Raw genomic sequence first — 25,754 nt, forward strand, 5'->3', positions numbered from 1 at the left:
GCCCGGACCGCTACCTCCAGTGGCACCGCCACGAGCCGCTGTAGCTCCCCGACACCGCGAAAACCGCTGGAAGCGCCGAGTCGCCCGCTCGTACGGTCCGCGAGTGACGTATCTCAGTGCGCTCGGCTATCTGCTCGGCATCGAGGGTGCCGCCCTGCTGCGCGGATTCAGAGAAGGAAGCGCGGACAAGGCGTTCGTCGACGCCCGCGTCGGCGAGATCCGCGCACTTCTGGACGATCCCGCTCTCGCACAGGGTGAGACCGTGACGGCGGCTCCCGGCACTATCAGTACGGGCGAGATGTACCGGTCGTGGGCAGCGCACTACGACGACCCCGGCAACCAGATGATCGACATCGAACAGCCCGTCGTCCGGCGCATCCTCGACGGTCTGCCCGTCGGCAACGCACTGGACGCGGCCTGCGGCACGGGCAGGCACACGGCACACCTCGACCGTCTGGGCCACCGCGTGGTCGGCGTCGACCAGTCACCCGAGATGCTCGCGCGGGCCCGTGACCGCCTGCCACGGGTGGCCTTCGCAACCGCCGACCTGCACCGGCTCCCGCTTCCCGACAGCTCCGTGGACGCGGTCGTGTGCGCGCTGGCCCTTTCCCACGTGGCCCGACTCGCCCCGGTCCTGGCCGAGTTCGCGCGCGTACTGCGCCCCGGCGGGCACCTCGTCGTCTCGGACGCGCACCTGCTGGTGTCCTGCCTCGCCCCGCGTCCCGTCTACTCGGACCCCGACGGCCGCCCCGCGCTGCCCAGGGAGCACCACAGGCCGCTCAGCGACTACCTGGCGGCCGCCCTCCCGCTCGGATTCCAGGTCCGCCGTTGCGAGGAACCCCGCCGTCCCCACCGCTCCCTCGATCCCCGTACCGCCCCCGACCCGCTGCCGACGCACATGTCCTGGGACCTGTTGCACCGATGCCCGGAAGCCACCGCGGCAGCACTGGACGGAACGCCGCTCGTGGTCGTCTGGCACTTCCAACTGGCCGCGGCGACGGCCGTACAGACGCGTGGCTACGATCACACGATGACCGACGACGGCTTCCTCGCCCACGGCCCACGGGTGGCCATCCGGCGCGTATCCGTCCGCGACTACGAGGAACTCGCCGCTCTGACCCAGGAGAGCGCCGAACTGCACCACCCATGGGTCCCGTCCCGGGAGAGCACCCCTGAGGCGTTCCGTGAGTACATCGCACGGTTCGACCAGCCAACCCACGAAGGGTTCCTGGTCTGTTCGCGCCGTACGGGCGCGATCGTCGGCGGGATCAACATCAACAACATCGTCCGCGGAACCATCCAGAGCGGCGCCCTGGGGTACGTCGCCTTCGCGTCCACCACCGGGCGCGGCTACATGACCGAGGGCTTGCGGCTCGTCATGGAACTCGCCTTCGGCGAGCTCGGATTGCACCGGCTGGAAGCCAACATCCAGCCCGCCAACGCTCCGTCCATCAGGCTGGTCGAGCGCCTCGGCTTCCGGCGCGAGGGCTTCTCTCCGCACTTCCAGTTCCTGGACGGGGCCTGGCGCGGGAACGAACGCTGGGCCTTCACGGTCGAGATGGCGGGCACCCGGTCACCGGGCTCCGCCGAACGCTGAACTGTCCGCGGCGTCCGACCGGCTCGCCAACTCCGGCCCGCATTCACGCAGTTGGTCACTCACAACGCACCAGGGGCCGCTTCCCTCACCGGGAAACGGCCCCTGGCCTGCGTGGACGATACTGGGATTGAACCAGTGACCTCTTCCGTGTCAGGGAAGCGCTCTCCCGCTGAGCTAATCGTCCGTGGAGGTGGAGACGGGATTTGAACCCGTGTAGACGGCTTTGCAGGCCGTTGCCTCGCCTCTCGGCCACTCCACCGAGGCGGGAGCCGCGTGAACTCCCACTCAGAGCGGACGACGAGATTCGAACTCGCGACCCTCACCTTGGCAAGGTGATGCTCTACCAACTGAGCCACGTCCGCAGGTGTTGTCGCGCGGGTCCGCTTCCGCGTCCCGGCGACTCGTTGAACTCTAGCGGATATCGGTGCCAGCTCAAATTCTGTTTGCCCTGCGTGACCGGCTGTACGCCGCGCAGTACGGCGGTCCGGCCGCCTTCTGACCCCGCCGGGAACTCCGGAAGCATCCGTCCGTCCGCACCATAGACTCGCTCGTGTGTACGCCCCGACGCCCTTCGCCCGGTTCGGCTCCCTCCTCGCCACCGACCTGCGTGACGTCACCAGTGACCCCTCGGCGCTGGAGTCCGCGGGCTGGTGGTCCGTGGTCGCGGACTTCGAAGGGCAGTTGCTGTGCGCGCGCTTCGGCGACGTACGCGAGGCGCCGCAGCGTGGCACGGCGCCGGGCACCTTGCCCGCCCCCGCGGCCTCGCGGTGGCGCGGCCCGGCACCCGGGGCGTGGACCAGCTCCATGGACCGGGACGCGTACGTCGCCGGAGTGCGGCGCATACGCGAGTACATCGCCGCCGGCGAGGTCTACCAGGCGAACCTCTGCCGGGTGCTGAGCGCGCCGCTGCCCGATCCCTCGCCGGACGCCTCCGACATCGCCGGGCTCTCGGCGCTGCTGGCGCGCGGCAACCCCGCCCCGTACGGGGGCGCCGTCCGTCTCCCCGCCCACGGCGTCGAGGTGGCGACGGCCTCCCCGGAGCTGTATCTGCGCCGCACGGGCAGCACCGTGACGTCGGGGCCCATCAAGGGCACGGCCCGTACTGCCGACGGGCTGCTGGAGAAGGACCACGCCGAGAACGTGATGATCGTCGACCTGGTGCGCAACGACCTCGGCCGCGTCTGCGCTGCGGGGTCGGTCACCGTCCCCGGGCTGTGCGAGATCGAGCCGCACCCCGGGCTCGTGCACCTCGTGTCCACCGTGCGCGGCGAACTCGCCCCCGGCAGCGGCTGGCCCGAACTGCTCCGGCACACCTTCCCTCCCGGGTCGGTGACCGGCGCCCCGAAGCTGAGCGCGCTGCGGATCATCGGCGAGCTGGAGCGCGCGCCCCGCGGCCCGTACTGCGGCGGGATCGGCTGGGTCGACGCCGACCGCGGCACCGGTGAGCTGGCCGTGGGCATACGTACGTTCTGGATCGAACGCGGCACTCCGCCCGGAGGCGGCGCGGTGCTGCGCTTCGGCACGGGCGCCGGGATCACCTGGGGATCCGACCCGGAGGGGGAGTGGGCGGAGACGGAACTCAAGGCGTCGGGCCTGCTCAAGGTAGCGTCGGACGTACGGCACCCCGAGGTGCCGCCCTCCACGGCGAAGAGCGGAAGGAGAGCCCTGTGAGGATCTGGCTCGACGGCGGGCTCCGTGAGGTCGACGACGCACACGTCTCCGTGCTGGACCACGGACTGACCGTCGGCGACGGGGTCTTCGAGACGGTGAAGACCACTCACGGCACGCCCTTCGCCCTGACGCGGCACATCGAGCGCCTCGCGAGGTCGGCCCGCGGCCTGGGGCTGCCGGAGCCCGACCGGGACGAGGTGCGCCGCGCGTGCGCCGCCGTCGTCGGGGCCGAGGACGTGCCCCTCGGGCGGCTGCGCATCACCTACACCGGCGGGCCCTCGCCGCTCGGCTCCGACCGCGGCGACGGCCGGCCGACCCTCGTGGTCGTCCTCACCGAGTCGCCGCGGCGCCCCGACACCACGGCCGTGATCACCGTCCCCTGGACGCGCAACGAGGGGGGCGCGCTCGCGGGCCTGAAGACGACGTCGTACGGGGAGAACGTCCTCGCGCTCTCCCGCGCGCACGAACAGGGCGCGGGCGAGGCCCTGTTCGCCAACACCCGGGGCCGTCTGTGCGAAGGCACCGGCACCAACGTCTTCGTGGTCCTGGACGGCGTACTGCACACGCCGCCGCTGGAGTCCGGCTGCCTCGCCGGGATCACCCGCGCCCTGGTCGCGGAGTGGTCCGGCGCGCGGGAGACCGATCTGCCGCTGGACGTGCTCGAGCGCGCCGAGGAGATCTTCCTGACCTCCTCGCTGCGCGACGTCCAGGCGGTGCACCGCGTCGACGGCCGTGAACTGCCCGGTGCCCCGGGCCCGGTCACCCTCAAGGCGATGAAGGTCTTCGCCGAGCGCTCCGCGGCCGACACCGACCCGTGAGCGGCGGGGCACCGCGCTCCGGGGCCCGTCGGAACCGGAGTGACGCGGAGCGGCGCAGCCGGTAGAAATCGACCGTGACCACGACTCTGCGCCCGACCGGCCCCGACCAGTACGACGCCGACGGCGTCCGCTCCCGCTCGTACGACATCTGCGTCAACAGCCGTCCCGTCGGGCTGCTGCGCCTGACCGTCGACCCGCAGTACGGTCCCGTGACCGGCCGTGTGACGCAGCTCGTCGTCGCCGACCGGGAGCGGCGGCGCGGACGCGGCGCCGTCGCCGCCCTCGCCGCGGAAGAGGTGCTGCGCGACTGGGGCTGCCGCCGCGTGGAGATCTCCGTACCGGCCGGCGCGGACGCCGCCCTGGGGCTGGCCGCCGGCCTCGGCTACAGCGAGCGCGGCCGCAGCATGGTCAAGGAACTGGGGGAGGAGCCGGGGCTCCCCTCCGGAAGCACGGCCCGTGCCATGACCGACGCCGAGTTCGCCGCCTGGCGCGAGGCCGGCCAGCCCCGGCTGCTGGAAGCCATGACGGACCGGGGCCTGCCCGCAGAGGAGGCCGCGCGCCGGGCCGCGGAGGCCTTCGACGCGCTGCTGCCCGGCGGGGCCTCGACGCGCGGCGCGGTGCTGCGCGTCCTCGTCCGGGACGGCACCGGCGTCGGACGGGTCTGGCTCGAATTCGAGCGCAGCCCGCGCCCGGACGCCGACGGATACGTCTACGAGATCGAGGTCGACGAGGAGCAGCGCGGGCACGGTTACGGCCGCAGCCTGATGCTCGTCGCCGAGCGCGAGGCCCTGGCTGCCGGGGCGCGGACGCTGGGCCTGCACGTCCTGACCGCCAACACGCCCGCGATACGCCTGTATTCGTCGCTCGGCTACCGCGTCGTCGAGCACCACTTCCACAAGCCGTTGCTCTGAGCAGTTCCACAGGCCGCCGCTCGGCGCAGGGCCAGCGCCCGCGGACCGCCCGCGCTAAGCGCGTCCGCCCAGCAGCCCGTCGGCGATCTCCTCGATGCGGGCCCGCAGCCCCTCCTGGCTCTTCCCGCCGTCCAGCCGCTGCCCGCCGATGACGTACGTCGGCGTTCCCTTGACACCGATCGCCTTCCCCTCGGCCTGATCGGCGTCGACGATGAGCAGATGGCGCCCGTCGATCAGAGCGCCCTCGAACTCCCCGGCGTCCAGGCCCATCTCGCGCGCCACCTCCAGCAGCAACTCCTCGCCGCGCGAGGCGAGTTCGGCGTTGCGTGCCAGCACGGCCGCCGCGTAGGCGTCCCCGGCGCCCTGCGCATAGGCCTCCTCGGCGGCCTGGGCGGCGGCGTAGGCGTACTTGTGCTTCTCCAGCGGGAAGTGCCGCAGCCGGATCTCCAGCCGCTCTCCGTACCGCTCGCGCAGCGCGTCCAGATCGCCCAGCGCGCGGTGACAGTCGGGGCACTGGAGCTCGCACCAGTAGTCGAGTACGGGGCGGGAGGAGACGTCGTTCATTCCGACAGTCTCTCAGCCGCGCGGGACGCCGATGACCCGGAGATCTCCCTGAATCCGCGGACCGCCATGGCCTCTCACGTGCGCGCGTAGCAAGATGGAACCATGCTGACCACGACCGTGTGCGCCGCGCTCTCCGCAGCCGGCCTGGCCGTAGCGTTCCTGACGGCCTTCCGGCGGCGATTCGCCGCCGCCACCCGCATCGCGGCGTTCTCGCTGGTCCCGGTCGGGCTGGCCATGGCCGGACTGATCGGCCTCGGGGGGAAGATCGGCAAAGCGGTCGGCACCTGGGCGGCGGACCTCGTGCTCAAGCCCTCGGTCTGGGCGGGGTTCGCGGTTCTGGCCGTCGCGTTCGTGCTGTATGTCATCGGGCGCTTCGCCGGAAGACGGTCACGCCGCAAGGGCCGTACGGGCCGTGAGGAGACGCGGCCCGCCGCACCGTCCGCCCCGGGGCGCGCCGCCGCCTCCGGTACGGCGAGCACCCCCGCCCTCGGTTCGGCCGCGTCCGCCTCGACCACGGGGCAGGAGCGAAAACCGGCGTCCGGCAAGCAGGAGAAGTCCTCCGGCGGTGACACCGACGACTTCTCCGACATCGAGGCCATCCTCAAGAAGCACGGCATCTGACAGACCTGTCAGCGCACCGCAGCCGCAGCCGCGCACTTCCGGACGCATTTACCACGCTCTTCACCACGGCATCCGCAGTACCTGTGAACTCCACCGTGCCGTGGGCGTGTTGACCTTCGCCGGGGTGCGTGCTGCGTCATCATCACCGCGAGATGGACATGACGCCGAATCCCCCGGCCGAGCTCGCCGAGCCGCCCTCCGCGCCTGGCGCGACCGCCCAGCCCGTCCACGTACCGGCGCTGCCCGAGGTGCAGCTGCCCGAGCAGAAGGGCTGCCTCTACGCCCTCTCCCAGCCGCCGCTGATGTTCTTCCTCGCGTTCATCGCGGTCCTTCTCGGCATCACCGGCGCCCATGACCTCTTCCTGGGCTGACCTTCCCGGCGCGGCGGCGCTCAGCCCCGCGCGGCCTCCGCGGACTCCCGCTGCCGCGCGCGGTAGGCCGCGACGTGCAGCCTGTTGCCGCACGTACGGCTGTCGCAGTAGCGCCGGGAGCGGTTCCGGGAGAGATCGACGAAGGCTCTGCGGCAGTCGGGCGCGGCGCACCGGCGCAGCCTGTCGCGCTCCCCGGAGACGATGATGAACGCCAGCGCCATGCCGCCGTCCGCCGCCAGGTGGTGGGCGACGGAGGCGCCCGGCGCGAAGTAGTGCACGTGCCAGTCGTAGCCGTCGTGGTCCGTCAGTTGCGGAGTCGTCCCCGCCTCGGCCACCAGCGCGTTCACCAGCCCCGCCGCCGTACGGTCGTCGCCCGCCCCGAACACCTGCGAGAAGCGCTCCCGCACCGACCGCACGGCGCTCAGATCCTCCTCGTCCAGCGCCCCGACGCCGCTGAGGCTGTTGCGCTCCACGAACGCCCCGAGCTCGGCGACGGAGACGAGCAGATCGGGCCTGTCGCCGTCCGCCGCGGTGTTGAGCAGCTCCACCACGTCGTCGAGTGCGCACCGGGTGTCGTGGTTGATCTGCACGGTTCGCTCCTCGGGTCTGCCCATCGGGGTCCGGTGGGCAGAGACTAACGCCTGCACCGCACAGCGACGCCGCCACTGCCGGAGCCCGTGAAAGGGGTCCGGAGTGGCGGCGTGGCCCTGCGTGCCGTGCTGTGCCGAAGGAGGCGCAGCCGTCGCCCCGAGTCGGACGGCTGCGCGGGACCGGTGGTGTCAGCTCTCCGCGAGGATGTGCGAGAGCTCTGTGTCGAGGTCGAAGTGTCGGTGCTCGGTGCCGGGCGGCACGGCAGCGTCGGTTCGCTTGAGGAAGGACTCCAGGGCCCGCGCCGGGGCCTCGAGCAGAGCCTCGCCCTCGGGAGAGCTGAGGGCGATGCAGACGACTCCCTGGCCGTGGCTCCGGGAGGGCCATACACGGACGTCACCGGTGCCCGTGGGTCTGTGGAGACCCTCGGCGAGCAGGTCGCGCGCGAAGACCCATTCGACGGTCTCCTCGGCACCGGTGTGGAAGGTGGCGTGGACGGCATAGGGATCGGCCGTGTCGTACCGCAGCCCCGCGGGTACCGGCAGTGATGACTCGCTCGAAACAACGAGGCGCAGGTGCAGCTCGCAGCTGACCGTGGTGTTCATAAGCGCCAGGGCCTTTCGCTCAGTGTGCGCTCGGGGGTTCGCACGTCGGCGAAATCGACATGCCACGTACTCGTCGGTTGTAAACCCCTCTGACCGTTTTACGAGTAATGCAGCCCTTGATATGGCCTGTCACGTTTTTGTGGCGTACGGCTATTCCGGTGACGGTGCCGAGTTCGGTTACGTTGGGGCTATGTACGCAGAGAGTGACCGCAGACCCCTGGGTTCGCGGGCCCCGCGATTCATCAAGGCGTCGAAGCCGCTGCACCGGACCTGGCAGGTGGTGATCTTCGTTCTCGGTCTGGCGATCGTCGCCGGCGGAGTCGTGCTGCTGCCGCTGCCGGGACCGGGCTGGCTGGTGATCTTCGCCGGCATCGGGCTTTGGGCGACGGAGTTTCCCTGGGCACAGCGGGTGCTGCGCTGGACGAAGCGCCAGGTTCTGGAGTGGACGCACTGGTTGCAGGACCGTCGCCGGGAGCGCCGGCGGCGCAAGGAGGTGGAGCGGGTGCGGTAACGCAGGCCGTCCGCGGCCGGCAGGGGCACGAGCTGGCATGCGGTAATCTTGCCCGCGCAGCGGGCGATTAGCTCAGTGGGAGAGCGCTTCGTTCACACCGAAGAGGCCACTGGTTCGAACCCAGTATCGCCCACCGTTTCTCCGGAGTCCCGGGTCGTGAAAGGCCCGTGGCTCCGGTTTTCGTCTGGGCACGGTTGCGGAGTCCCCTCGTGTTGCGGACGGCCGCATCGTGTGTTTCTCCGTGGAAGAGGAGATACGGCGGGAATTCACTTCATCGGTAAATTCGGACGGTTCCATTCCGGAGAAGCCGACGGCGAAGTTCCGCTGGAACAGACGAATTCGGCGGCCCGGCGTCCGCATGCGTCGCCGGGGCGGTGACAGGAAGCGGCAGTACGCGGGAAGGTGAGCGGGCCGCGGATGCGAACGGCCGTCCGCGGCGGGGAGCGTGAGGAGCGAGCCGATGACCTCCAGCCGCCACCGCTTCGTCTTCCGCAGCGTCTGGCGCCTCGACGCGTCGCCGGGAGAGGTCTACTCCGCGCTGGAGGCCGCCGGGGAGTACCCCGCCTGGTGGCCCCAAGTACGCGAGGTGCACGCGCTGGAGGAGTCGGCGGGCAGGGCGCGCATCCGCTCCGTTCTTCCGTTCGATCTGTGGATCACGGGACGTGCGACCCGGCACGACCCCGGCTCCGGTGTGCTGGAGATGGAGATCAGCGGTGATGTGGCGGGCTGGGCGCGCTGGACGGTGACCCGGGACGGGGCCTCGCACGCGGGAGGCACGGTCGCGGTGTACGAGCAGCAAGTGGACGTGCGCAAGCCGCTGTTGAGGTCCCTGGTCGTACCGGCGCGGCCGTTCTTCCGTGCCAACCACGCGGTGATGATGCGGGCGGGGCGGCGAGGCCTGGAGCGGTGGCTCCGTAGGGGTTTGGATGATGACTGAGCCGCACTGTATGGTTCTGCACGTGCCGCGAGCGGGCGATTAGCTCAGCGGGAGAGCGCTTCGTTCACACCGAAGAGGTCACTGGTTCGAACCCAGTATCGCCCACCAGGCCGAGGCCGACGCGTGTCCGCGGAAAGAGCGGACCGGCGTCGGCCTTGTTGTTTCTGCTTGGGCTTCGCCTCGCTGGGCGGGGGATTCGCCACCCGCACCCCCGATACCGGTGTGGGGTGCGGGTGTTGGGATCGTGGAGCGTGCCGGGCTGGCGCGCTGCGCTTGTTGATCCCGCTCGGATTCGTTCCCGCGCGGCTTCCGTGCCCGTGCCCGTCGCTGGCTGGCGGGGTGAGTTCGGCTCCGCCACCCCGTGCGTGGGGCGGGAGTTCAGGCCGGGGTCAGGGGGCGCAGGGGCCAGATGTGGTCTGCCGGGCGGCGGGTGCCGGTCGTGAACCAGGCGCCGCGGCGGCCTGCTTCGGCGCCGAACCAGATCGCCTGGAGGGTGAGCAGAGTGGCCGGCGTGAGGCCCGCGAGTTGCGGCGCGAAGTGCCGGCCGAGCGCCCGGGCGAGCGCCAATCCAGCCGCTGCCTCGTCCTGGACGGTGTCCGCCGGCGCCGACAGGCCGTAGCGGCCGCAGAGCCGGGCAAGGCCGCGGCATCCGCCTCCGGCCGCCGCGTCGTGGTCGAGGCGTATGTCGAGGAGCACCGGATCGAGGACGCACATGCTCCGGCCGCCCAGGCTGCCCGCGAGCGGCGCGTTCCCGTGCCGTCTCAACTCCCGGTCGAGCAGCGTCAGATCGTACGGAGCGTCCATGACGACGAGGGGTCTTCCGGCGGCGTGCGAGGCCAGGGAGCGGGCCACGCGGCCGGCCAGCCGTCTCGCCGGGAGGCCTGGCGCGTCCGGCGGGCTGTGCATCTCCACCGGTGCGTCCGGCGCCTGCTGGACGGCGACGGCGGCGGCGCACACGCGGTCCCGTTCGGGGTCGGGGCCGCCCGCCGCGCCCGGCTGCGGATCGGAACGGCCGGTGCGCAGGGCCAGCGCGGCGAGCGGCCCCTCGTACCACGGGGTCATGGCACCACTCCTGTCCGTAAGGGCGCCCGCGCTGCTGATACCGCACTCCGTGGCGCGTCAACCTCGGCCGCGCGTGCGGGAATCACCCCGGAGAGGCGGGTGCGGGCGGAGAGCGGGGACGTAACCGTTTCGCGGGAAGGGGAGTGCTCTCGGTACGATTCGAGCTGCGCTCGACGTTCGTCGGCGCTCTGCGAAATGAGAGTCAGGAGAGACCGGTGACCGATGTCCGTGTGATCATCCAACGCGATTCCGAGCGGGAAGAGCGCGTGGTGACGACGGGCACGACGGCCGCCGCTCTCTTCGAGGGCGAGCGTTCGGTCGTGGCCGCGCGTGTGGCGGGGCAGCTGAAGGATCTGGCGTACGAGGTCGCCGAGGGCGACGAGGTCGAGCCGGTGGAGCTGGCCAGCCAGGACGGGCTCGACATCCTCCGCCACTCCACCGCCCACGTCATGGCGCAGGCCGTGCAGGAGCTCTTCCCCGACGCCAAGCTCGGCATCGGGCCGCCCGTGCGGGACGGCTTCTACTACGACTTCGACGTCCCCGTGCCCTTCACTCCTGACGATCTCAAGCTCATCGAGAAGAAGATGCAGCAGATCCAGAAGCAGGGGCAGCGCTTCTCGCGCCGCGTCACCACCGACGAGGACGCCCGCGAGGAGCTGGCCGACGAGCCGTACAAGCTGGAGCTCATCGGTCTGAAGGGCTCCGCCGCCGAAGCGGCCGAAGGCGCCTCCGCGGAGGTCGGCGCGGGCGAACTGACCATCTACGACAACCTGGACGCCAAGTCGGGCGAGCTGTGCTGGAAGGACCTGTGCCGCGGCCCGCACCTGCCGACGACCCGGGCGATCCCGGCGTTCAAGCTGATGCGCAGCGCGGCGGCGTACTGGCGCGGCAGCGAGAAGAACAAGCAGCTCCAGCGCATCTACGGCACCGCGTGGCCGACCAAGGACGAGCTGAAGGCGCACCTGGAGTTCCTCGCGGAGGCCGAGAAGCGGGACCACCGCAAGCTCGGCGCGGAGCTCGACCTGTTCTCGATCCCGGAGGAGCTGGGCTCGGGGCTGGCCGTCTTCCATCCCAAGGGCGGCGTCGTACGCAAGGTGATGGAGGACTACTCGCGGCAGCGGCACGAGGAGGCGGACTACGAGTTCGTCAACACCCCGCACATCTCCAAGGAGGGGCTGTTCGAGACCTCGGGGCACCTGCCGAACTACGCCGAGTCGATGTTCCCGCCCCTGGAGTTCGAGGGGCAGAACTACCGGCTCAAGGCGATGAACTGCCCGATGCACAACCTGATCTTCAAGGCGCGCGGCCGCTCGTACCGCGAACTGCCGCTGCGGCTCTTCGAGTTCGGGACGGTCTACCGCTACGAGAAGTCCGGCGTCGTGCACGGTCTCACCCGCGCCCGCGGCTTCACCCAGGACGACTCGCACATCTACTGCACCAAGGAGCAGATGGCGGACGAGCTGGACAACCTGCTCACGTTCGTCCTGGGCCTGCTGCGTGACTACGGTCTGAGCGACTTCTATCTGGAGCTGTCCACCCGCGAGGAGGGCAACCCCAAGTTCATCGGGGAGCCCGAGGAGTGGGAGGAGGCCACCGAGGAACTGCGCCTGGCCGCCGGCAAGCAGGGCCTGGAGCTGGTGATGGACCCGGGCGGCGCGGCGTACTACGGGCCGAAGATCTCCGTGCAGGCGAAGGACGCGATCGGCCGGACCTGGCAGATGTCCACGATCCAGGTCGACTTCCAGCAGCCGAAGCGCTTCGCGCTCGAATACACCGCCGCGGACGGGTCCCGTCAGCAGCCGGTGATGATCCACCGCGCCCTCTTCGGGTCGATCGAGAGGTTCTTCGCGGTGCTGCTGGAGCACTACGCGGGTGCGTTCCCGGCGTGGCTGGCCCCGGTGCAGGCGGTGTGCATCCCGATCGGCGACACACACGTGCCGTATCTGGAGGAGTTCGCCGCGGAGGCCCGGAAGAAGGGCCTGCGCATCGAGGTCGACTCGTCCTCGGACCGGATGCAGAAGAAGATCCGGAACGCGCAGAAGGCCAAGGTCCCCTTCATGATCATCGCCGGGGACGAGGACGTCTCGGCCGGAGCCGTCTCCTTCCGCTACCGCGACGGCACGCAGCGCAACGGCGTACCGCAGAACGAGGCCGTCGCGGAGCTGCTGGAGGCCACCGAACGGCGGGCGTAGCGGCATGCCGGGCGCGGCCGTTCGCAGGCCGCGCCCGGAGCCGCACGGCCGGGCCCCGGGAGGAGCCCTGGCCGCCTGCCCGCCGACGCGGAAGTCCTATGCTGGCCCGCATGACGAGCGAGCCGGAACAGCAGATCGGGGTCGGGACGCCGGACGCGTTCCAACGCCTGTGGACTCCGCACCGCATGGCGTACATCCAGGGTGAGAACAAGCCCACCGGCCCCGGAGCCGAGGACGGCTGTCCCTTCTGCACCATCCCGGCCAAGAGCGACGAGGACGGGCTCGTCCTCGCGCGCGGCGAGCAGGTCTACGCGGTGCTCAACCTCTACCCGTACAACGGCGGGCACTTGATGGTCGTACCGTTCCGGCACGTGGCCGAGTATCCGGGGCTGACGGACGAAGAGACCGGCGAGCTCGCCGAGTTCACCAAGCGGGCCATGAAGACGCTGCGGGTCGCCTCCGGCGCGCAGGGCTTCAACATCGGCATGAACCAGGGCTCCGTCGCGGGCGCCGGAATCGCGGCGCACCTGCACCAGCACGTCGTGCCGCGCTGGGGTGGCGACACCAACTTCATGCCGGTCGTCGGGCACACCCGGGTGCTGCCCCAACTCCTCGCGGAGACACGGCGGATGCTGGCCGACGCCTGGCAGGACGACTAGCGCCACCGCATCCGGCGGCTGCCCGTGTACGTCGTCGGCCGCACCCGCACCCGCTCCCGCTGACTGCACCGCTCCCAGAAATCGCACCGCTTCCACGAGCCGTTCCGGCGCACATGCCGGCACGGCTCGTGGACTTCGGCCTGCTCGAAGCATGGGCCGCATCTGCTGAAGCCGTGGACGCCGACGAGCGATTCAAGCATGAGTGATTCAAGCATGGTAGTTTTTATTCGTCCGAATAAAAACGTGCGGGGTGGCCATGGAACGGACCTTCACCAACGCTGCGCGGCGAGCGCAGATCGTCGAGGCCGCGGTCGAAGTGATCGCCGAACTGGGTTACGGCAAGGCGTCGTTCGCCCGCATCACCGAGCGAGCCGGGCTGAGCAGCCCGCGGATGATCTCGTACCACTTCGCGGACAAGGACGACTTGATCCAGCAGATCGTGAAGGAGGTTTTCGAGGCCGGAGCGCGCTGCATCGTCGACAGCATGCGGGCCGAAGACACCGCCGCCGGCAAGCTGCGCGCGTACCTGGAGGCCAACCTGAGGTTCCTGCGCGAGCATCCACGGGAGATGGCCGCGCTCACAGCGATCGGTCCCCACCTGCGCGACGAGCGCGGGCGGCCGAACACGTCGCAGAGCGTGCAGGAGCCCTCGGTGCGGGGGCTGGAGCCGCTGCTGGCCGAAGGCCAACGCAGCGGCGAGTTCCGCGACTTCGACGTGCGGTCGATGGCAGTGATCATTCGCGGCGCCGTCGATGCCGCCGCGCAGCGGCTGTCCGGAGACCCCGGTCCGGGGTTCGACTTCGACGCCTACACCCGCGAGCTCGTCGACACGTTCACGTGTGCGACCCGGGCGACCTGATGTCCTATACCCAGAAGGGTTCTGCTGTGTCGGAGAGCTTCGGCGAAGACCGTCCCGCCCAGGTCCGCGGGAAGTTCAACCGTGTCCTGCTGATCGGCGTGATCGCCCCGCTCGCGTTGTTCTACGGTCTGCGCTGGCTTGGGGTGAACCAGTTCCTCGCGCTGCTGGCGGGCGCGGCCATCCCCGTCGCGGAGGCCCTGCACGGCCTCGTCGTCCGGCGGCGGATCGGCGGCGTGCCGCTGTTCATGCTCGGCACCATGGGCATGAGCGTCGCGATGTCGTCCGTCACCGGGAGCGCGCGCATGCTGCTGATCCGCAACGGCTGGGGCATGGCCGCACTCGGCGTCTGGATGCTGTGCACGCTGTTCTTCCGGCGGCCGTTCCTCTACGAGGCCGCCCGTGTCATCCTCGACGAGGACAAGCAGCGGGTGTGGGAGGCGAATTGGGACCGCCATCCGCCGTTTCGGAGGCTGCTGTGGACGTGCAGCGCCTTCTGGGGCGCCGCGTGCCTGATCGACGCCTCCGTCCGGGTCGGCATGGCGATGACCCTGCCGGTCGACCTGGTGCCGGTGCTGGACGACGTACTGCTCGCAGTGACGCTCGTGGTGATCCTGCTCTTCCAGCGGTTCTACGGACGCTCATACCTGGGCCGCCACGGACTGCGCAGGCAGGGCGTACGGATATCGCCGCTCGCGGGTGGGGAGGCGGCCCGCCCGCGAGCGGCGAGTTGAGGCCCCGGCGAACTGAACCGCGCGGTCCGGGCGTTCACCGGCGCCGTGGCTGCCCGGACCGGCTCAGCACACCGGAGGCGCGGGCACGGGGCGCCCTCCGTGCGCGTTCACGGTTCGTGCCGCACGGGAGCGGTGGCCGCGGGGCCGTCGCCGTCGCCGGGGTTCCCCTCGCCGCGTCCGAGCTTGGAGTGCCGGTAGCCGTAGAGGCCGTACACCGCGAGGCCGAGGACGAACCAGGCGATGAAGCGTACGAACGTCATGGCCTGCAACTGCGCGACGAGCCACAGGGAGAAGGCGATGCCGACGAGTGGTACGAGCGGCATGCCGGGGCACCGGAAGCTGCGCGGGAGCTCCGGCGAGCGGTAGCGCAGGACGATCACCGCGGCGGAGACGACCACGAAGGCCAGCAGAATGCCGATGTTCGTGAGCTCGGCGGCCTCGGCGATCGGCATCAGCCCGGCGATGGCCGCCGAGACGATGCCGATGATCCAGGTCGGCCGGTGCGGAACCTCGGTGCGCGGATGGACCTTTGCGAACCATGAGGGCAGCAGGCCGTCCCGGCTGATCGCGAACCACACCCGGGACGCGCCGAGCATGAAGGAGAAGAGCACGGTGAGGATGCCGACGATCGCGCCGATCGCGATGACGTCGGCGAAGACCGGCAGCCCCACGGCCTGGAAGACGGTGGCGAACGGGCTCTCGGTGTCGATCTTGTTGTAGTGCTGCATGCCCGTCAGCACGGCGCAGGCGAGCAGATACAGCACCATCGCTATGGAGAGCGAGAGCACGATCGCCTTGGGCAGATTGCGCTGGGCGTCCTTGGACTCCTCGGCCGCCGTACTCATCGCGTCGTAGCCGAACACGGCGAAGAAGACCGTGGCCGCGCCGGTGACGACACCGCCGAAGCCGTACGGCAGGAACGGCGTGAGATTGCCGGACTTGACGAAGAAGGCGCCGACGACGATGACCGCGATGACGATGGCGATCTTCACGAACACCAGGATCGTCTCGACCCGGGCGCTGGTCTTCATGCCGCGGTTGAGGAGCCAGGCGATCAGCAGGCACAGCAGCGCGGCGAACAGGTCGATGCGGTGCCCGTCGCCCGTGCCCGGTGCGCCCAGCATCCATGCCGGCAGGTCGACGCCGAGCCCCTGGAGCAGGAACGAGAAGTAGCCGGACACCCCGATGGCCACGACGGCGACGATCGCGGTGTACTCCAGCAGCAGGTCCCATCCGATGAGCCAGGCGACGAGTTCGCCCAGCACGGCATAGCTGTAGGTGTACGCGGATCCGGACCGCGGGATGAGTCCCGCGAACTCCGCGTAGGACAGGGCCGCGGCGGCGCTCGCCACACCGGCGAGGATGAAGGAGAGGCTGACCGCGGGACCGGCGGTGCCGTTGGCCACCGTCCCGGCCAGGGTGAAGATGCCCGCACCGATGATCGCGCCGAGCCCGATCGCCGTGAGCTGCCACAGGCCGAGCGTGCGCTTGAGCCCCGAGGACTCCCCGCCGCCCGGACCGCCCGAGATCGGTTGCCTGCGGAGGACGCCGGTACGCGGTGGACCGGACTTGTCGAGAACACTCATCGCTTACTCCCAAATCGGCTGACGGCCCCGGCACACAGAGCCGGAGTACGCCCCGGTACGGCGCAAGGCCGTACGCGGCTGTGGGCGCCGGAGACCTGCGGGGACGGAGCGCCCCGGAGGATGCGCGGGGCAGAGGGGACGGGAAGCACGCGGCGCGCAGCACGCAGCCACGGCCGGTCGGATCGAGAACGGGCCGCTCCGGCGCCGGAATCGCTCCGCCGCGGGCACGGCGGACGGGAGGCGGGAGTCGGGGCGGGCGGCGTCACATCCCGGGCCGGATGTCCTCCTGCGGGAATGCGGCGGTGCGGCAGTGGTGAGTGCCGGGGATCACCCGGCACCACGTGAATTCACGTACGCAGAAGGTAGAAGCCGGGCGCTTCGCTCACCATGGACGGATGTCACACGTCAGCCGCTGCGTTTCATACAGATGCACAAGCGGCGCGCGGGGCCCGGGATTTCGGGGCCCCGCGGCCGGCGGCCTGTCCGGAGCGGAGCCCAGTCGGCAGCCCGGGCGCCGTCCCGCCGGGACCGGCGCGGCTCACGCCCGGGGTCGCCGCGTTATGCGTCGTACGCGTCGGCCTTCTTGGGCTCCGCGCCCTGCACCTGGCCGCTGAGGACGAGCGAACGGGCGCCGAACTGGTCGGTGTTGCAGCCGTTCTCGTCCAGGACGCGCATCGCCGCGGCATGCACCACCCGCAGCACGGGAGTGGCGGCGCGCAGCGCGTCGTCGGCCATGAAGCGGTGCCGCCACGGCTTGTCCGCCCAGGCGTGCCGCAGCCCGAAGGGCTCCGGAAGGTTCAGCTTGCCGCCGAGGAAGTCCAGCACCGGCGGGAACCAGGTGAAGGGTGCGCGCGCCGCGAGCCGCACCACCTCGGGTGTCTCCACCAGCGGGAGCTTGATGTCCTTGGTCTCCCAGAACTTCACGCTCTTGGAGACGGTCTTGGTCTTGGCCTTGGGCTTGGTGGTGAACAGCGGATGCACCGGCCCGAGGGCGTGGCCCGTGACCTCGATGCGCATCGTGTGGTGCAGCACCGTCACCGTGATCAGCAGCGTGATCACCAACTGGCCGTCCCAGAGCACGAACTGGACGCCGAGATAGTGCCTGTTGCCGCTGCCGAACTGCTGCTCGTTGCAGATGCGCTGTATCTCGAAGTCCTTGATGCGGTACCCCTCGACCTCCTGGCCCTCGGGGCGGCTGACCTCCTTGGCGCCCTCGCCGATGGGGGAGACGATCCAGTGCCGGATGGAGGGTTTGGGGAAGCCGCCGGTGTGCAGCGGGCCGCGCTCCAGCATGCGCAGCTGGTCGTAGATGGCGCGGGCGACGTCCCAGCTGCGGAACGGGTTGATGTCCGCCTCCGGGTCCTTCGGGACGAGCTCCTCGGCGAGCTGCCAGCTGCCCCAGCGCGTGCCCATGCCGAGTATCCCCTTGGGGCCCGCGTAGTAGACGAGGTTGCTGGCCTGCTCGGCGCTGAGTTTGGCGAGGCCCAGGCGGATGCGCTCGGCGCCCGCGTCCCCCGGGTCCTGGGGCACCGCCTCGGGGATCTTCGCGCCCACGCCGCTGCCGCCCAGAAGCTGCTCCCACTGTCCGCGGAGCATCTTGGCGGAGCGTTCGCAGACCTGCTTCGCCCACAGCCAGCCGACGATGGGTGCGATGAGCATGCCGCGCAGGTAGTACGCGAGCACGCCGTCGAAGGGAAGCTTCAGCATGAACAGCACGGCGAGACCGCCCAGTGCGACCATCGCGGCCATGCCGAACGCGCCCATGCGCTTGTCCTGCGCGCCGGCGATCGCGCGGCGCAGCTGGAAGGCCAGCAGCCACAGCAAGGTGCCCGGCAGGAACAGCACGCCGAAGATGACCATGATCACGGTCAGCCGGGTGTCCCGGTCCTTGCGGATGCGCGTGGCCGCCAGGCAGTGCTCGACCACCGTCTGCGGCTCGATGCCGAAGGACTGGATGAGAGCCTTGCGCGCGCCTCCCAGGAGCCGCACCTGCACGGCGCGCGAGAAGGCTTCGCCGAGGTTCGGCTCGAAGAGGGAGAGGCGGGGCGCCTTCACCGACGCGCTGTCGTTCGCCGCGATGAGATCCGTGATCGGGCCGTCCCGGTACGCGCCCGACGCGAGGGCCTGCGTGGCCGCCGTCTGGCCGCCCGAGCCCGAGAGCGGCACTTGGGCGCCCGGGCTGAAGTCGGACGCGGCCTCGATCCCTTCGAAATCCTCGAACCCGGCCACTGAGCCCCCCACTTCGTCAAGCCCTGTTCGCTGCCGCCCACCGCCGCACGCGGTGCCGACCACGGCATATTCCCAACTGCCGTGGCCGGCACACCTTTTCACGTGTCTTTGCCCAGCGTAACCGCAGTCAGCCGCCGTTCTGAGCGGCTTCCAGGATCTTGCCGGCCAAGTTCTGCGGCATCGGCTCGTGGCACGCGTACGAGCGGGCGAACCGGCCCGTCCCGTGGGAGAGGGACCGCAGCTCCACCGCGTACCGGCTGATCTCTATCTCCGGGATCTGCGCCCGTACGAGCGTGTGCCCGTCCGTCGCCTGCTCGGTGCCGGAGACCTTTCCGCGCTTGCCGGACAGGTCGCTCATCACGGAGCCGACGTACTCGTCCTCCACGTCCACCTGCAACTCCGCGACGGGCTCCAGGAGATGGATGCGCGCCTTGGCCGCGCACTCGCGCAGTGCGAGCGCGCCCGCGGTCTGGAAGGCGGCGTCCGAGGAGTCCACCGAGTGGGCCTTGCCGTCGTGCAGCGTGACCCGGAAGTCCACCAGGGGATAGCCGGCGGCGACGCCCTTGGCGGCCTGCGCGCGTACGCCCTTCTCCACGGACGGGATGAACTGCCGGGGCACGGCGCCGCCGACGACCTTGTCGACGAACTCGATGCCGCTGCCGCCGGGCAGCGGCTCCACCGTGATGTCGCAGATCGCGAACTGCCCGTGCCCGCCCGACTGTTTGACGTGCCGTCCGCGGCCTGACGCGCTCTCGGCGAAGGTCTCCCGCAGCGACACCTTGTGCGGCACGGAGTCGACGTTGACGCCGTAGCGGCCGCGCAGCCGCTCCAGCGCGACGCCCATGTGCGCCTCGCCCAGGCACCACAGGACGAGCTGATGGGTGTCGGGGTTCTGTTCCAGGCGCATCGTCGGGTCCTCGGCGACGAGCCGGGAGAGCCCGTGCGAGAGCTTGTCCTCGTCGGCCTTGGTGTGCGCCTCGATGGCGACGGGCAGCAGCGGATCGGGCATCACCCACGGCTCCATCAGCAGCGGGTCGTCCTTCGCGGAGAGGGTGTCGCCCGTCTCCGCCCGGCTCAGCTTGGCCACGCACGCCAGGTCGCCCGCCACGGCCTTGGCCAGCGGGCGCTGCTGCTTGCCGAAGGGGGCGGACACGGCGCCGATCCGCTCGTCCACGTCGTGGTCCTCGTGGCCGCGGTCCTCCAGCCCGTGCCCGGAGACGTGCACGGTCTCATCGGGACGGAGCGTGCCGGAGAAGACACGGACGAGTGAGATGCGGCCCACGTACGGGTCGGAGGAGGTCTTGACGACCTCGGCCGCCAGCGGGCCGTCCGGATCGCACGTCAGCGCCGGGCGCGGCTTGCCGTCCGGCGTCGTGACGGCCGGGATCTCGTGCTCCAGAGGCGAGGGGAATCCGCCGGTGATCAACTCCAGCAGCTCCAGGGTGCCCAGGCCGTGCTGCGCGCCCTCCGCGGCCGGCGCGGCCGCCAGCACGGGGTGGAAGACGCCGCGTGCGACGGCCTTCTCCAGGTCCTTGACGAGGGTCTGGACGTCGCACTCCTCGCCGCCGAGATAGCGGTCCATGAGGGTCTCGTCCTCGCTCTCCGAGATGATCCCCTCGATGAGCCGGTTCCTGGACTCCTCGATCTTCGGCAGCTGTCCGGTGTCGGGATCGCGCTCGGTGCGCGTCCCCGAGGAGTAGTCGTAGACGCGCTGCGAGAGGAGACCGATCAACCCCTCGACGGGCGCGTGCCCGTCGGCGCCCTGCTCGCCGTGCAGCGGCAGATAGAGCGGGATGACCGCGTCCGGGTCGTCTCCGCCGAAGGCGCTCTGGCACACGGAGACCATGTCCTCGAAGTCGGTGCGGGCGGTGTCGAGATGAGTCACCACGATCGCCCGCGGCATCCCGACCGCCGCGCACTCGTCCCACACCAGCCGCGTCGCGCCGTCCACGCCGTCGGCGGCCGAGACGACGAAGAGGGCCGCGTCCGCTGCTCGCAGACCGGCCCTCAACTCCCCGACGAAATCCGCATATCCGGGGGTGTCCAGTACGTTGATCCGGATGCCTTCCCACTCGACCGGCACCAGGGACAACTGCACCGAACGGTGCTGGCGGTGCTCGATCTCGTCGTAGTCGGACAGGGATCCGCCGTCCTCCACCCTGCCGGCCCTCGTCACGGCTCCGGAGGCCAGCGCGAGTGCTTCCACGAGGGTGGTCTTTCCTGATCCGCTGTGGCCGACCAGCACCACGTTCCGCAGTTTCGAGGGGTGGTCGGCCGCCGCTGCCCTGCCGGCGGCTCCGGGGTGTGTGCTCGCCTTGTCGCCCATGTGTCCCGCCTTCCGGTCGACACCTGCTGGGTCCGTCTGGCTTCGTCGCGAGAATCTCCGTCGCGAAAAACGCGGTCCTTCGAGCTTTCCACCGCACCCGGCACGCGTCCATACGTAGTGCAGCGGAGGGCCACCGGCCCTGAGCCCGGGTGCCCGCGTGCCTGGCTAACATGGGCCCGCCGGTGGCCGAATCCGCCGCCGGACTCGTATCGATCACCGGGACGACCATGCTGAACAAGTACGCGCGTGCGTTCTTCACGCGTGTCCTCACCCCCATCGCGACGCTGCTGCTGCGCCATGGAGTGAGCCCCGATACGGTCACCCTGATCGGCACCGGGGGAGTGGTGGCGGGAGCGCTGGTCTTCTACCCGCTCGGCCAGTTCTTCTGGGGCACCGTCGTCATCACGCTCTTCGTCTTCTCCGATCTCGTCGACGGCACCATGGCACGGCAGTTGGGGCGTTCCAGCCGGTGGGGAGCCTTCCTCGACTCGACGCTCGACCGCGTCGCCGACGCGGCCGTCTTCGGCGGCATCGCGCTGTGGTACGCGGGCGGGGGCGACAGCGTCCTGATGTGCGGGGTCACGATCTTCTGCCTCGCCAGCGGCCAGGTCGTCTCGTACACCAAGGCGCGCGGAGAGAGCATCGGGCTGCCGGTGAACGTCAACGGCCTTGTGGAGCGCGCCGAACGGCTCGTCATCACGCTGGTTCTCGCGGGGTTCTCGGGCTTCACGATCTTCGGAGTCCCGTACATCGGCGTGCTGTTGCCCGTCGCGCTGTGGGCCGTGGCCCTCGGCAGTCTCGTCACGCTCGGGCAGCGCGTCGTCACCGTACGGCGTGAGGCGGCCGAGGCCGAGGGGACGGGCACCGCGTGAGCGACACGGCACGTGACCGGCTCACGGACTCGCTGTACTCGATGGGCTGGGCCGGCGTGCGGCGCCTGCCCGAACCGGCCGCCGCCGCCCTGGGCCGCGGCATCGCCGACACGCTCTGGAGGCAGCGCGGCAGGGGCGTGCGCCAGCTTGAGGCGAACCTCGCCCGTGTCGTGCCCGGAGCCTCCCGCGAGCGCCTCATGCGGCTCTCACGGGCCGGCATGCGCTCGTATCTGCGGTACTGGATGGAGTCGTTCCGGCTGCCGGCCTGGCGCGAGCACCACATACGGGACAGCGTGCACATCCACGATCTGCACCGGCTGACCGACGGCATCGCCTCGGACCGGGGCGTCATCCTCGCGCTGCCGCATCTGGCCAACTGGGACCTGGCGGGTGCGTACGTCACCACGGCGCTCAAGACGCCGTTCAGCACCGTCGTCGAACGCCTCAAGCCCGAGTCTCTCTTCGACCGGTTCGTCGCCTACCGCGAAGGGCTCGGCATGGAGGTGCTGCCGCACTCCGGCGGCGGCGCGTTCGGGACGCTCGCGCGCAGGCTGCGCGACGGCGGTCTGGTGTGCCTCGTCGCCGACCGCGATCTGTCCGCGTCGGGGACTGAGGTGACGTTCTTCGGCGAACGTACGCGGATGCCCGCCGGTCCGGCCCTGCTCGCCCAGCAGACCGGGGCGATGCTGCTGCCGGTGACGCTCTGGTACGAGGAGTCGCCGAGGCTGGAGGGGAGGGTGTACCCGCCGGTCGAGGTTCCCGCGCACGGCACGCGGGCGGAGAAGGCGGCGGTCATGACGCAGTCCGTGGCGGACGCCTTCGCGGAGGGGATCGCGGAGCACCCCGAGGACTGGCACATGTTGCAGCGGCTCTGGCTCTCGGACTTCGCGGAGCCCGGGGCGGACGACAGGGCTGAGCGGGCCGCTCCCGCGAGGAACACGGCGGAGGACAGGTCCGCGGAGGGTGCTTCCGCGAAGAACACGACCGCCGGGAGCGAGAACGCCGCGGAGAAGGACACGTTCGGGAAGGGCCCCGCCGGGAACGACACGGGGAGAAGGGACGCCGCGTCCGGGGAGGGGCGGGAGGCATGAGGATCGGGATCGTCTGCCCGTACTCCTGGGACGTGCCCGGCGGTGTCCAGTTCCACGTGCGCGACCTGGCCGAGCATCTCGACCGCGCCGGCCACGAGGTGTCCGTACTGGCGCCGTCCGACGACGAGACGCCGCTGCCGCCGTACGTCGTCTCCGCGGGCCGCGCCGTTCCCGTGCCCTACAACGGCTCGGTGGCGCGCCTGAACTTCGGCTTCCTCTCGGCGGCACGGGTGCGGCGATGGGTGCACGAGGGCGGCTTCGACGTGCTGCACATCCACGAGCCGGCGACGCCCTCGCTCGCGCTGCTGACCTGCTGGGCCGCCCAGGGGCCCATCGTCGCCACCTTCCACACCTCCAACCCCCGCTCGCGCGCGATGATCGCGGCGTATCCGATCCTCCAGCCAGCGCTGGAGAAGATCAGCGCGCGGATCGCGGTGAGCGAGTACGCACGGCGGACCTTCGTCGAGCACCTCGGCGGTGACGCCGTCGTCATCCCCAACGGCGTCGACGTGGACTTCTTCGCGCGCGCCGAGCCCAAGGCCGAGTGGCAGGGCGGCACCATCGGCTTCATCGGCCGGATCGACGAGCCCCGCAAGGGACTTCCCGTCCTGATGAAGGCGCTTCCGCGCATCCTCGAATCGCTGCCGCAGACGCGGCTGCTGGTCGCCGGGCGCGGCGACGAGGACGAGGCCGTCGAGGATCTGCCCCAGGACATGCGGGACCGGGTCGAGTTCCTCGGCATGGTCAGCGACGAGGACAAGGCGCGGCTGCTGCGCAGCGTCGACCTGTACGTGGCGCCCAACACCGGAGGCGAGTCCTTCGGGATCATCCTCGTCGAGGCGATGTCCTCCGGCGCTCCCGTGCTCGCGAGCGATCTCGACGCCTTCGCGCAGGTGCTGGACGGGGGAGCGGCGGGCGAACTCTTCCCCAACGCGGACGCGGACGCCCTCGCGGACGCCGCCGTGCGGCTGCTGACCGACCCCGAGCGCAGGGAGCGGCTGCGCGCGTACGGAAGCCGCCACGTGCGCCGCTTCGACTGGTCCACGGTCGGCGCCGACATCCTGGCCGTGTACGAGACCGTCACCGACGGCGCCGCGGCCGTCTCGCCCGACGAACGCATCGGCCTGCGGGCCCGGTTCGGCCTGGCCCGTGAGTGAGCCGCGCTCCCTGCCCGGGCGCGCGGAGCCGCCGGCCTGCGCCCGGTGACAGCTGAAGAACGAGGGAGAGCGCGGAAGCGATGCCCACCATGACCACCCTGATCCTGCTCGCCGTCGCCGTGCTTCTCGTCGGCGTCTACCTCAGCTGGACGGCCGGACGGCTCGACCGGCTGCACGCCCGCATCGACGCCGCGCGGGCCGCGCTCGACGCGCAGTTGCTCCGACGGGCGTCCATCGCCCAGGAGTTGGCCACCGCCGGCGTCCTCGATCCAGCGGCGTCGATCGTCCTCTACCAGGCCGCGCACGACGCCAGGCAGGCGCCGGAGGAGCAGCGCGAGGTGGCCGAGAGCGAGCTGAGCCAGGCGCTGCGCGCCGTCTTCGACGAGAGCGCGCAGGTCGAGGCGGTACGGGCCGCTCCGGGCGGCGAGGACACCGCGGCCGAACTCGCCGCGGCCGTACGCCGGGTGCCGATGGCGCGGCGCTTCCACAACGACGCCGTACGGGCGGCCCGTGCGCTGCGGCGCCATCGCACCGTCCGCTGGCTGCGGTTGGCCGGCTATGCGCCCTTTCCGCTGGCCTTCGAGATGGACGACGAGCCGCCGCCGGCCCTGGCGGACCGGGGGAACGGCGCACAGCGGTAGGCGGGGCGGGCGCCCGGGAAGAGCGCCGCGAACTGCACCGCGCAGGCGCCCGGACGGGCAGTCCACCGCAGCCGAATTGGCCCTTTTCCAAGGCCACCCCTCTCCGGGAGCCTGTATGCAGCGGACTACCATGGTCCTGTCGTACTTTTCCCGTCGAGTGAGGTCATACGTGTCCACCCCGTCTTCCGTGCCCTCTTCCACGTCCGCCGCTCCGGCCCCCGCGACCGGCACCGCCCGCGTCAAGCGTGGCATGGCCGAACAGCTCAAGGGCGGCGTGATCATGGACGTCGTGACGCCGGACCAGGCGAAGATCGCCGAGGACGCCGGCGCCGTCGCGGTCATGGCGCTGGAACGGGTCCCCGCCGACATCCGCAAGGACGGCGGCGTCGCGCGGATGTCCGACCCGGACATGATCGAGGGGATCATCGACGCCGTCACGATCCCGGTGATGGCCAAGTCCCGCATCGGCCACTTCGTCGAGGCGCAGCTCCTCCAGGCGCTCGGGGTCGACTACATCGACGAGTCCGAGGTCCTCACCCCGGCCGACGAGGTCAACCACAGCGACAAGTTCGCCTTCACCACCCCGTTCGTCTGCGGGGCCACCAACCTCGGCGAGGCCCTGCGGCGCATCTCCGAGGGCGCCGCGATGATCCGCTCCAAGGGCGAGGCCGGCACCGGCAACGTCGTCGAGGCAGTGCGCCACATGCGCCAGATCAACGGCGACATCGGCAGGCTCAAGTCGCTGGACGGCCACGAGCTGTACGCCGCGGCCAAGGACCTGCGCGCCCCGTACGAGCTGGTGCGCGAGGTCGCCGAGCTGGGCAAGCTGCCCGTCGTGCTCTTCTCCGCGGGCGGCGTCGCGACCCCGGCGGACGCCGCGCTGATGCGTCAACTCGGCGCCGAGGGCGTCTTCGTGGGCTCCGGGATCTTCAAGTCCGGCGACCCGGCCAAGCGTGCCGCGGCCATCGTGAAGGCGACGACCTTCTACGACGACGCGAAGATCATCGCCGACGCCTCGCGCGGTCTCGGCGAGGCCATGGTGGGCATCAACTGCGACACCCTGCCCGAGGGCGAGCGCTACGCCTCCCGCGGCTGGTGACGCACCGCCGGTGACGTCCCGAAGCACAACAGGCCCTATCCGTACGAGAGGCACCA

24 protein-coding genes, 5 tRNA genes and 1 pseudogene are annotated in these 25,754 nt (G+C 70.8%); 20 read left to right on the forward strand and 10 right to left on the reverse strand.

Annotation, left to right across the window (positions count from 1 at the left end; all coding sequences use genetic code 11):
* Window positions 1-343: 343 nt before the first annotated feature.
* Together QQM67_RS10040 and QQM67_RS10045 are read left to right on the forward strand one after the other, a co-directional pair.
* A pseudogene (locus QQM67_RS10040) lies at window positions 344-682 on the forward strand (class I SAM-dependent methyltransferase); the annotation flags it as partial.
* A gap of 348 nt (window positions 683-1,030) precedes the next feature.
* A complete protein-coding gene (locus tag QQM67_RS10045) occupies window positions 1,031-1,597 on the forward strand; it encodes a GNAT family N-acetyltransferase (protein ID WP_314173756.1) in 567 nt (188 codons plus the stop codon).
* Between the two features lie 112 nt (window positions 1,598-1,709).
* On the opposite strand, the gene QQM67_RS10050 is transcribed toward QQM67_RS10045, so the two are convergent.
* From QQM67_RS10050 to QQM67_RS10060, 3 genes are all read right to left on the reverse strand, one after another.
* Window positions 1,710-1,781 (reverse strand) — tRNA-Val (locus tag QQM67_RS10050).
* Window position 1,782: 1 nt separating this feature from the next.
* Window positions 1,783-1,856 (reverse strand) — tRNA-Cys (locus QQM67_RS10055).
* A gap of 30 nt (window positions 1,857-1,886) precedes the next feature.
* Window positions 1,887-1,959: transfer RNA gene (locus QQM67_RS10060), tRNA-Gly, on the reverse strand.
* A gap of 190 nt (window positions 1,960-2,149) precedes the next feature.
* On the opposite strand from QQM67_RS10060, the gene QQM67_RS10065 reads away from it, so the two are divergent.
* From QQM67_RS10065 to QQM67_RS10075, 3 genes are all read left to right on the forward strand, one after another.
* Complete coding sequence (locus QQM67_RS10065; RefSeq protein WP_314173342.1) at window positions 2,150-3,268, forward strand: chorismate-binding protein; 1,119 nt, start codon at window positions 2,150-2,152, stop codon at window positions 3,266-3,268.
* Window positions 3,265-4,086, forward strand: coding sequence for an aminotransferase class IV (locus tag QQM67_RS10070; RefSeq protein ID WP_314173343.1), 822 nt, complete (start codon window positions 3,265-3,267; stop codon window positions 4,084-4,086). Before QQM67_RS10065 ends, QQM67_RS10070 begins: the two co-directional genes overlap by 4 nt.
* 74 nt (window positions 4,087-4,160) lie before the next feature.
* Window positions 4,161-4,997, forward strand: coding sequence for a GNAT family N-acetyltransferase (locus QQM67_RS10075; RefSeq protein WP_314173345.1), 837 nt, complete (start codon window positions 4,161-4,163; stop codon window positions 4,995-4,997).
* A 54-nt stretch (window positions 4,998-5,051) separates the two neighbouring features.
* On the opposite strand, the gene QQM67_RS10080 is transcribed toward QQM67_RS10075, so the two are convergent.
* The gene (locus QQM67_RS10080) at window positions 5,052-5,561 is read right to left on the reverse strand and encodes a DsbA family protein (protein ID WP_314173346.1); all 510 of its coding nucleotides are present in this window, start codon (window positions 5,559-5,561) and stop codon (window positions 5,052-5,054) included.
* Window positions 5,562-5,663: 102 nt separating this feature from the next.
* Here QQM67_RS10080 and QQM67_RS10085 point away from each other — a divergent pair, with 102 nt between their 5' ends.
* Window positions 5,664-6,182 carry a hypothetical protein gene (locus tag QQM67_RS10085; RefSeq protein ID WP_314173347.1) on the forward strand — a complete coding sequence of 173 codons (519 nt, stop codon included), beginning with the start codon at window positions 5,664-5,666 and terminating at the stop codon, window positions 6,180-6,182.
* Between the two features lie 152 nt (window positions 6,183-6,334).
* Window positions 6,335-6,553, forward strand: a complete 219-nt coding sequence (locus tag QQM67_RS10090; RefSeq protein ID WP_314173348.1) for a hypothetical protein — start codon at window positions 6,335-6,337, stop codon at window positions 6,551-6,553.
* 20 nt (window positions 6,554-6,573) lie between these two features.
* On the opposite strand, the gene QQM67_RS10095 is transcribed toward QQM67_RS10090, so the two are convergent.
* Window positions 6,574-7,143: a CGNR zinc finger domain-containing protein gene (locus tag QQM67_RS10095; RefSeq protein ID WP_314173349.1), complete on the reverse strand. Its 570-nt coding sequence runs from the start codon at window positions 7,141-7,143 to the stop codon at window positions 6,574-6,576.
* A gap of 189 nt (window positions 7,144-7,332) precedes the next feature.
* Window positions 7,333-7,746 (reverse strand): SsgA family sporulation/cell division regulator, encoded by a 414-nt coding sequence (locus QQM67_RS10100; RefSeq protein ID WP_003959770.1) that lies wholly within the window; start codon window positions 7,744-7,746, stop codon window positions 7,333-7,335.
* 190 nt (window positions 7,747-7,936) lie between these two features.
* Between QQM67_RS10100 and QQM67_RS10105 the strand changes: the two genes are divergently transcribed.
* The 4 genes from QQM67_RS10105 (at window position 7,937) to QQM67_RS10120 (ending at window position 9,302) form a co-directional block, all read left to right on the forward strand.
* Window positions 7,937-8,257 (forward strand): TIGR02611 family protein, encoded by a 321-nt coding sequence (locus QQM67_RS10105; protein ID WP_314173351.1) that lies wholly within the window; start codon window positions 7,937-7,939, stop codon window positions 8,255-8,257.
* Between the two features lie 61 nt (window positions 8,258-8,318).
* Window positions 8,319-8,390 (forward strand) — tRNA-Val (locus QQM67_RS10110).
* A 327-nt stretch (window positions 8,391-8,717) separates the two neighbouring features.
* Complete coding sequence (locus QQM67_RS10115; protein ID WP_314173352.1) at window positions 8,718-9,194, forward strand: SRPBCC family protein; 477 nt, start codon at window positions 8,718-8,720, stop codon at window positions 9,192-9,194.
* Between the two features lie 33 nt (window positions 9,195-9,227).
* Window positions 9,228-9,302 (forward strand) — tRNA-Val (locus QQM67_RS10120).
* A 270-nt stretch (window positions 9,303-9,572) separates the two neighbouring features.
* On the opposite strand, the gene QQM67_RS10125 is transcribed toward QQM67_RS10120, so the two are convergent.
* Window positions 9,573-10,256 carry a 3'-5' exonuclease family protein gene (locus QQM67_RS10125; RefSeq protein WP_314173353.1) on the reverse strand — a complete coding sequence of 228 codons (684 nt, stop codon included), beginning with the start codon at window positions 10,254-10,256 and terminating at the stop codon, window positions 9,573-9,575.
* Between the two features lie 215 nt (window positions 10,257-10,471).
* On the opposite strand from QQM67_RS10125, the gene thrS reads away from it, so the two are divergent.
* From thrS to QQM67_RS10145, 4 genes are all read left to right on the forward strand, one after another.
* Complete coding sequence (thrS, locus tag QQM67_RS10130; protein WP_314173354.1) at window positions 10,472-12,448, forward strand: threonine--tRNA ligase; 1,977 nt, start codon at window positions 10,472-10,474, stop codon at window positions 12,446-12,448.
* Window positions 12,449-12,546: 98 nt separating this feature from the next.
* Complete coding sequence (locus tag QQM67_RS10135) at window positions 12,547-13,107, forward strand: HIT family protein (RefSeq protein ID WP_314173355.1); 561 nt, start codon at window positions 12,547-12,549, stop codon at window positions 13,105-13,107.
* Window positions 13,108-13,363: 256 nt separating this feature from the next.
* Window positions 13,364-13,966, forward strand: a complete 603-nt coding sequence (locus QQM67_RS10140) for a TetR/AcrR family transcriptional regulator (protein WP_314173757.1) — start codon at window positions 13,364-13,366, stop codon at window positions 13,964-13,966.
* A complete protein-coding gene (locus QQM67_RS10145; RefSeq protein WP_314173356.1) occupies window positions 13,966-14,697 on the forward strand; it encodes a VC0807 family protein in 732 nt (243 codons plus the stop codon). The genes QQM67_RS10140 and QQM67_RS10145 overlap by 1 nt, the downstream gene beginning before the upstream one ends.
* Window positions 14,698-14,804: 107 nt before the next feature.
* Here the strand turns inward: QQM67_RS10145 and QQM67_RS10150 are convergent, their stop codons facing one another.
* The 3 genes from QQM67_RS10150 to QQM67_RS10160 all read right to left on the reverse strand — a co-directional run bounded on the left by QQM67_RS10150 (window position 14,805) and on the right by QQM67_RS10160 (window position 20,838).
* Window positions 14,805-16,283 (reverse strand): amino acid permease, encoded by a 1,479-nt coding sequence (locus QQM67_RS10150; protein WP_314173357.1) that lies wholly within the window; start codon window positions 16,281-16,283, stop codon window positions 14,805-14,807.
* A 558-nt stretch (window positions 16,284-16,841) separates the two neighbouring features.
* On the reverse strand, window positions 16,842-18,512 hold the full coding sequence (locus QQM67_RS10155; protein ID WP_314173358.1) for a hypothetical protein: 1,671 nt from the start codon (window positions 18,510-18,512) through the stop codon (window positions 16,842-16,844).
* Between the two features lie 127 nt (window positions 18,513-18,639).
* Complete coding sequence (locus QQM67_RS10160; protein ID WP_314173359.1) at window positions 18,640-20,838, reverse strand: elongation factor G-like protein EF-G2; 2,199 nt, start codon at window positions 20,836-20,838, stop codon at window positions 18,640-18,642.
* A 170-nt stretch (window positions 20,839-21,008) separates the two neighbouring features.
* On the opposite strand from QQM67_RS10160, the gene pgsA reads away from it, so the two are divergent.
* From pgsA to pdxS, 5 genes are all read left to right on the forward strand, one after another.
* The gene (pgsA, locus tag QQM67_RS10165) at window positions 21,009-21,710 is read left to right on the forward strand and encodes a phosphatidylinositol phosphate synthase (RefSeq protein ID WP_399066057.1); all 702 of its coding nucleotides are present in this window, start codon (window positions 21,009-21,011) and stop codon (window positions 21,708-21,710) included.
* 41 nt (window positions 21,711-21,751) lie between these two features.
* Window positions 21,752-22,801, forward strand: a complete 1,050-nt coding sequence (locus QQM67_RS10170; RefSeq protein WP_449657450.1) for a phosphatidylinositol mannoside acyltransferase — start codon at window positions 21,752-21,754, stop codon at window positions 22,799-22,801.
* Window positions 22,798-23,958, forward strand: coding sequence for a glycosyltransferase family 4 protein (locus QQM67_RS10175; protein WP_314173361.1), 1,161 nt, complete (start codon window positions 22,798-22,800; stop codon window positions 23,956-23,958). The genes QQM67_RS10170 and QQM67_RS10175 overlap by 4 nt, the downstream gene beginning before the upstream one ends.
* A gap of 80 nt (window positions 23,959-24,038) precedes the next feature.
* A complete protein-coding gene (locus QQM67_RS10180; RefSeq protein WP_314173362.1) occupies window positions 24,039-24,599 on the forward strand; it encodes a LemA family protein in 561 nt (186 codons plus the stop codon).
* Between the two features lie 130 nt (window positions 24,600-24,729).
* A complete protein-coding gene (gene pdxS, locus QQM67_RS10185; RefSeq protein ID WP_399066358.1) occupies window positions 24,730-25,698 on the forward strand; it encodes a pyridoxal 5'-phosphate synthase lyase subunit PdxS in 969 nt (322 codons plus the stop codon).
* The last annotated feature ends 56 nt before the right edge of the window (window positions 25,699-25,754 follow it).

The organism is Streptomyces winkii (assembly GCF_032248595.1).
Lineage (GTDB): Bacteria > Actinomycetota > Actinomycetes > Streptomycetales > Streptomycetaceae > Streptomyces > Streptomyces winkii.

Bases quoted from the DNA above. Each gene is read 5' to 3' on its own strand.
- pgsA (WP_399066057.1), top strand. From the start codon at position 21,009: ATGGGCCCGCCGGTGGCCGAATCCGCCGCCGGACTCGTATCGATCACC.
- QQM67_RS10180 (WP_314173362.1), top strand. From the start codon at position 24,039: ATGCCCACCATGACCACCCTGATCCTGCTCGCCGTCGCCGTGCTTCTC.
- pdxS (WP_399066358.1), top strand. From the start codon at position 24,730: ATGGTCCTGTCGTACTTTTCCCGTCGAGTGAGGTCATACGTGTCCACC.
- QQM67_RS10115 (WP_314173352.1), top strand. From the start codon at position 8,718: ATGACCTCCAGCCGCCACCGCTTCGTCTTCCGCAGCGTCTGGCGCCTC.
- QQM67_RS10150 (WP_314173357.1), bottom strand. From the start codon at position 16,283: ATGAGTGTTCTCGACAAGTCCGGTCCACCGCGTACCGGCGTCCTCCGC.
- QQM67_RS10145 (WP_314173356.1), top strand. From the start codon at position 13,966: ATGTCCTATACCCAGAAGGGTTCTGCTGTGTCGGAGAGCTTCGGCGAA.
- QQM67_RS10100 (WP_003959770.1), bottom strand. From the start codon at position 7,746: ATGAACACCACGGTCAGCTGCGAGCTGCACCTGCGCCTCGTTGTTTCG.
- QQM67_RS10160 (WP_314173359.1), bottom strand. From the start codon at position 20,838: ATGGGCGACAAGGCGAGCACACACCCCGGAGCCGCCGGCAGGGCAGCG.
- QQM67_RS10175 (WP_314173361.1), top strand. From the start codon at position 22,798: ATGAGGATCGGGATCGTCTGCCCGTACTCCTGGGACGTGCCCGGCGGT.
- QQM67_RS10085 (WP_314173347.1), top strand. From the start codon at position 5,664: ATGCTGACCACGACCGTGTGCGCCGCGCTCTCCGCAGCCGGCCTGGCC.
- QQM67_RS10135 (WP_314173355.1), top strand. From the start codon at position 12,547: ATGCTGGCCCGCATGACGAGCGAGCCGGAACAGCAGATCGGGGTCGGG.
- QQM67_RS10170 (WP_449657450.1), top strand. From the start codon at position 21,752: ATGGGCTGGGCCGGCGTGCGGCGCCTGCCCGAACCGGCCGCCGCCGCC.
- QQM67_RS10125 (WP_314173353.1), bottom strand. From the start codon at position 10,256: ATGACCCCGTGGTACGAGGGGCCGCTCGCCGCGCTGGCCCTGCGCACC.
- QQM67_RS10045 (WP_314173756.1), top strand. From the start codon at position 1,031: ATGACCGACGACGGCTTCCTCGCCCACGGCCCACGGGTGGCCATCCGG.
- QQM67_RS10105 (WP_314173351.1), top strand. From the start codon at position 7,937: ATGTACGCAGAGAGTGACCGCAGACCCCTGGGTTCGCGGGCCCCGCGA.
- QQM67_RS10140 (WP_314173757.1), top strand. From the start codon at position 13,364: ATGGAACGGACCTTCACCAACGCTGCGCGGCGAGCGCAGATCGTCGAG.
- QQM67_RS10080 (WP_314173346.1), bottom strand. From the start codon at position 5,561: ATGAACGACGTCTCCTCCCGCCCCGTACTCGACTACTGGTGCGAGCTC.
- QQM67_RS10090 (WP_314173348.1), top strand. From the start codon at position 6,335: ATGGACATGACGCCGAATCCCCCGGCCGAGCTCGCCGAGCCGCCCTCC.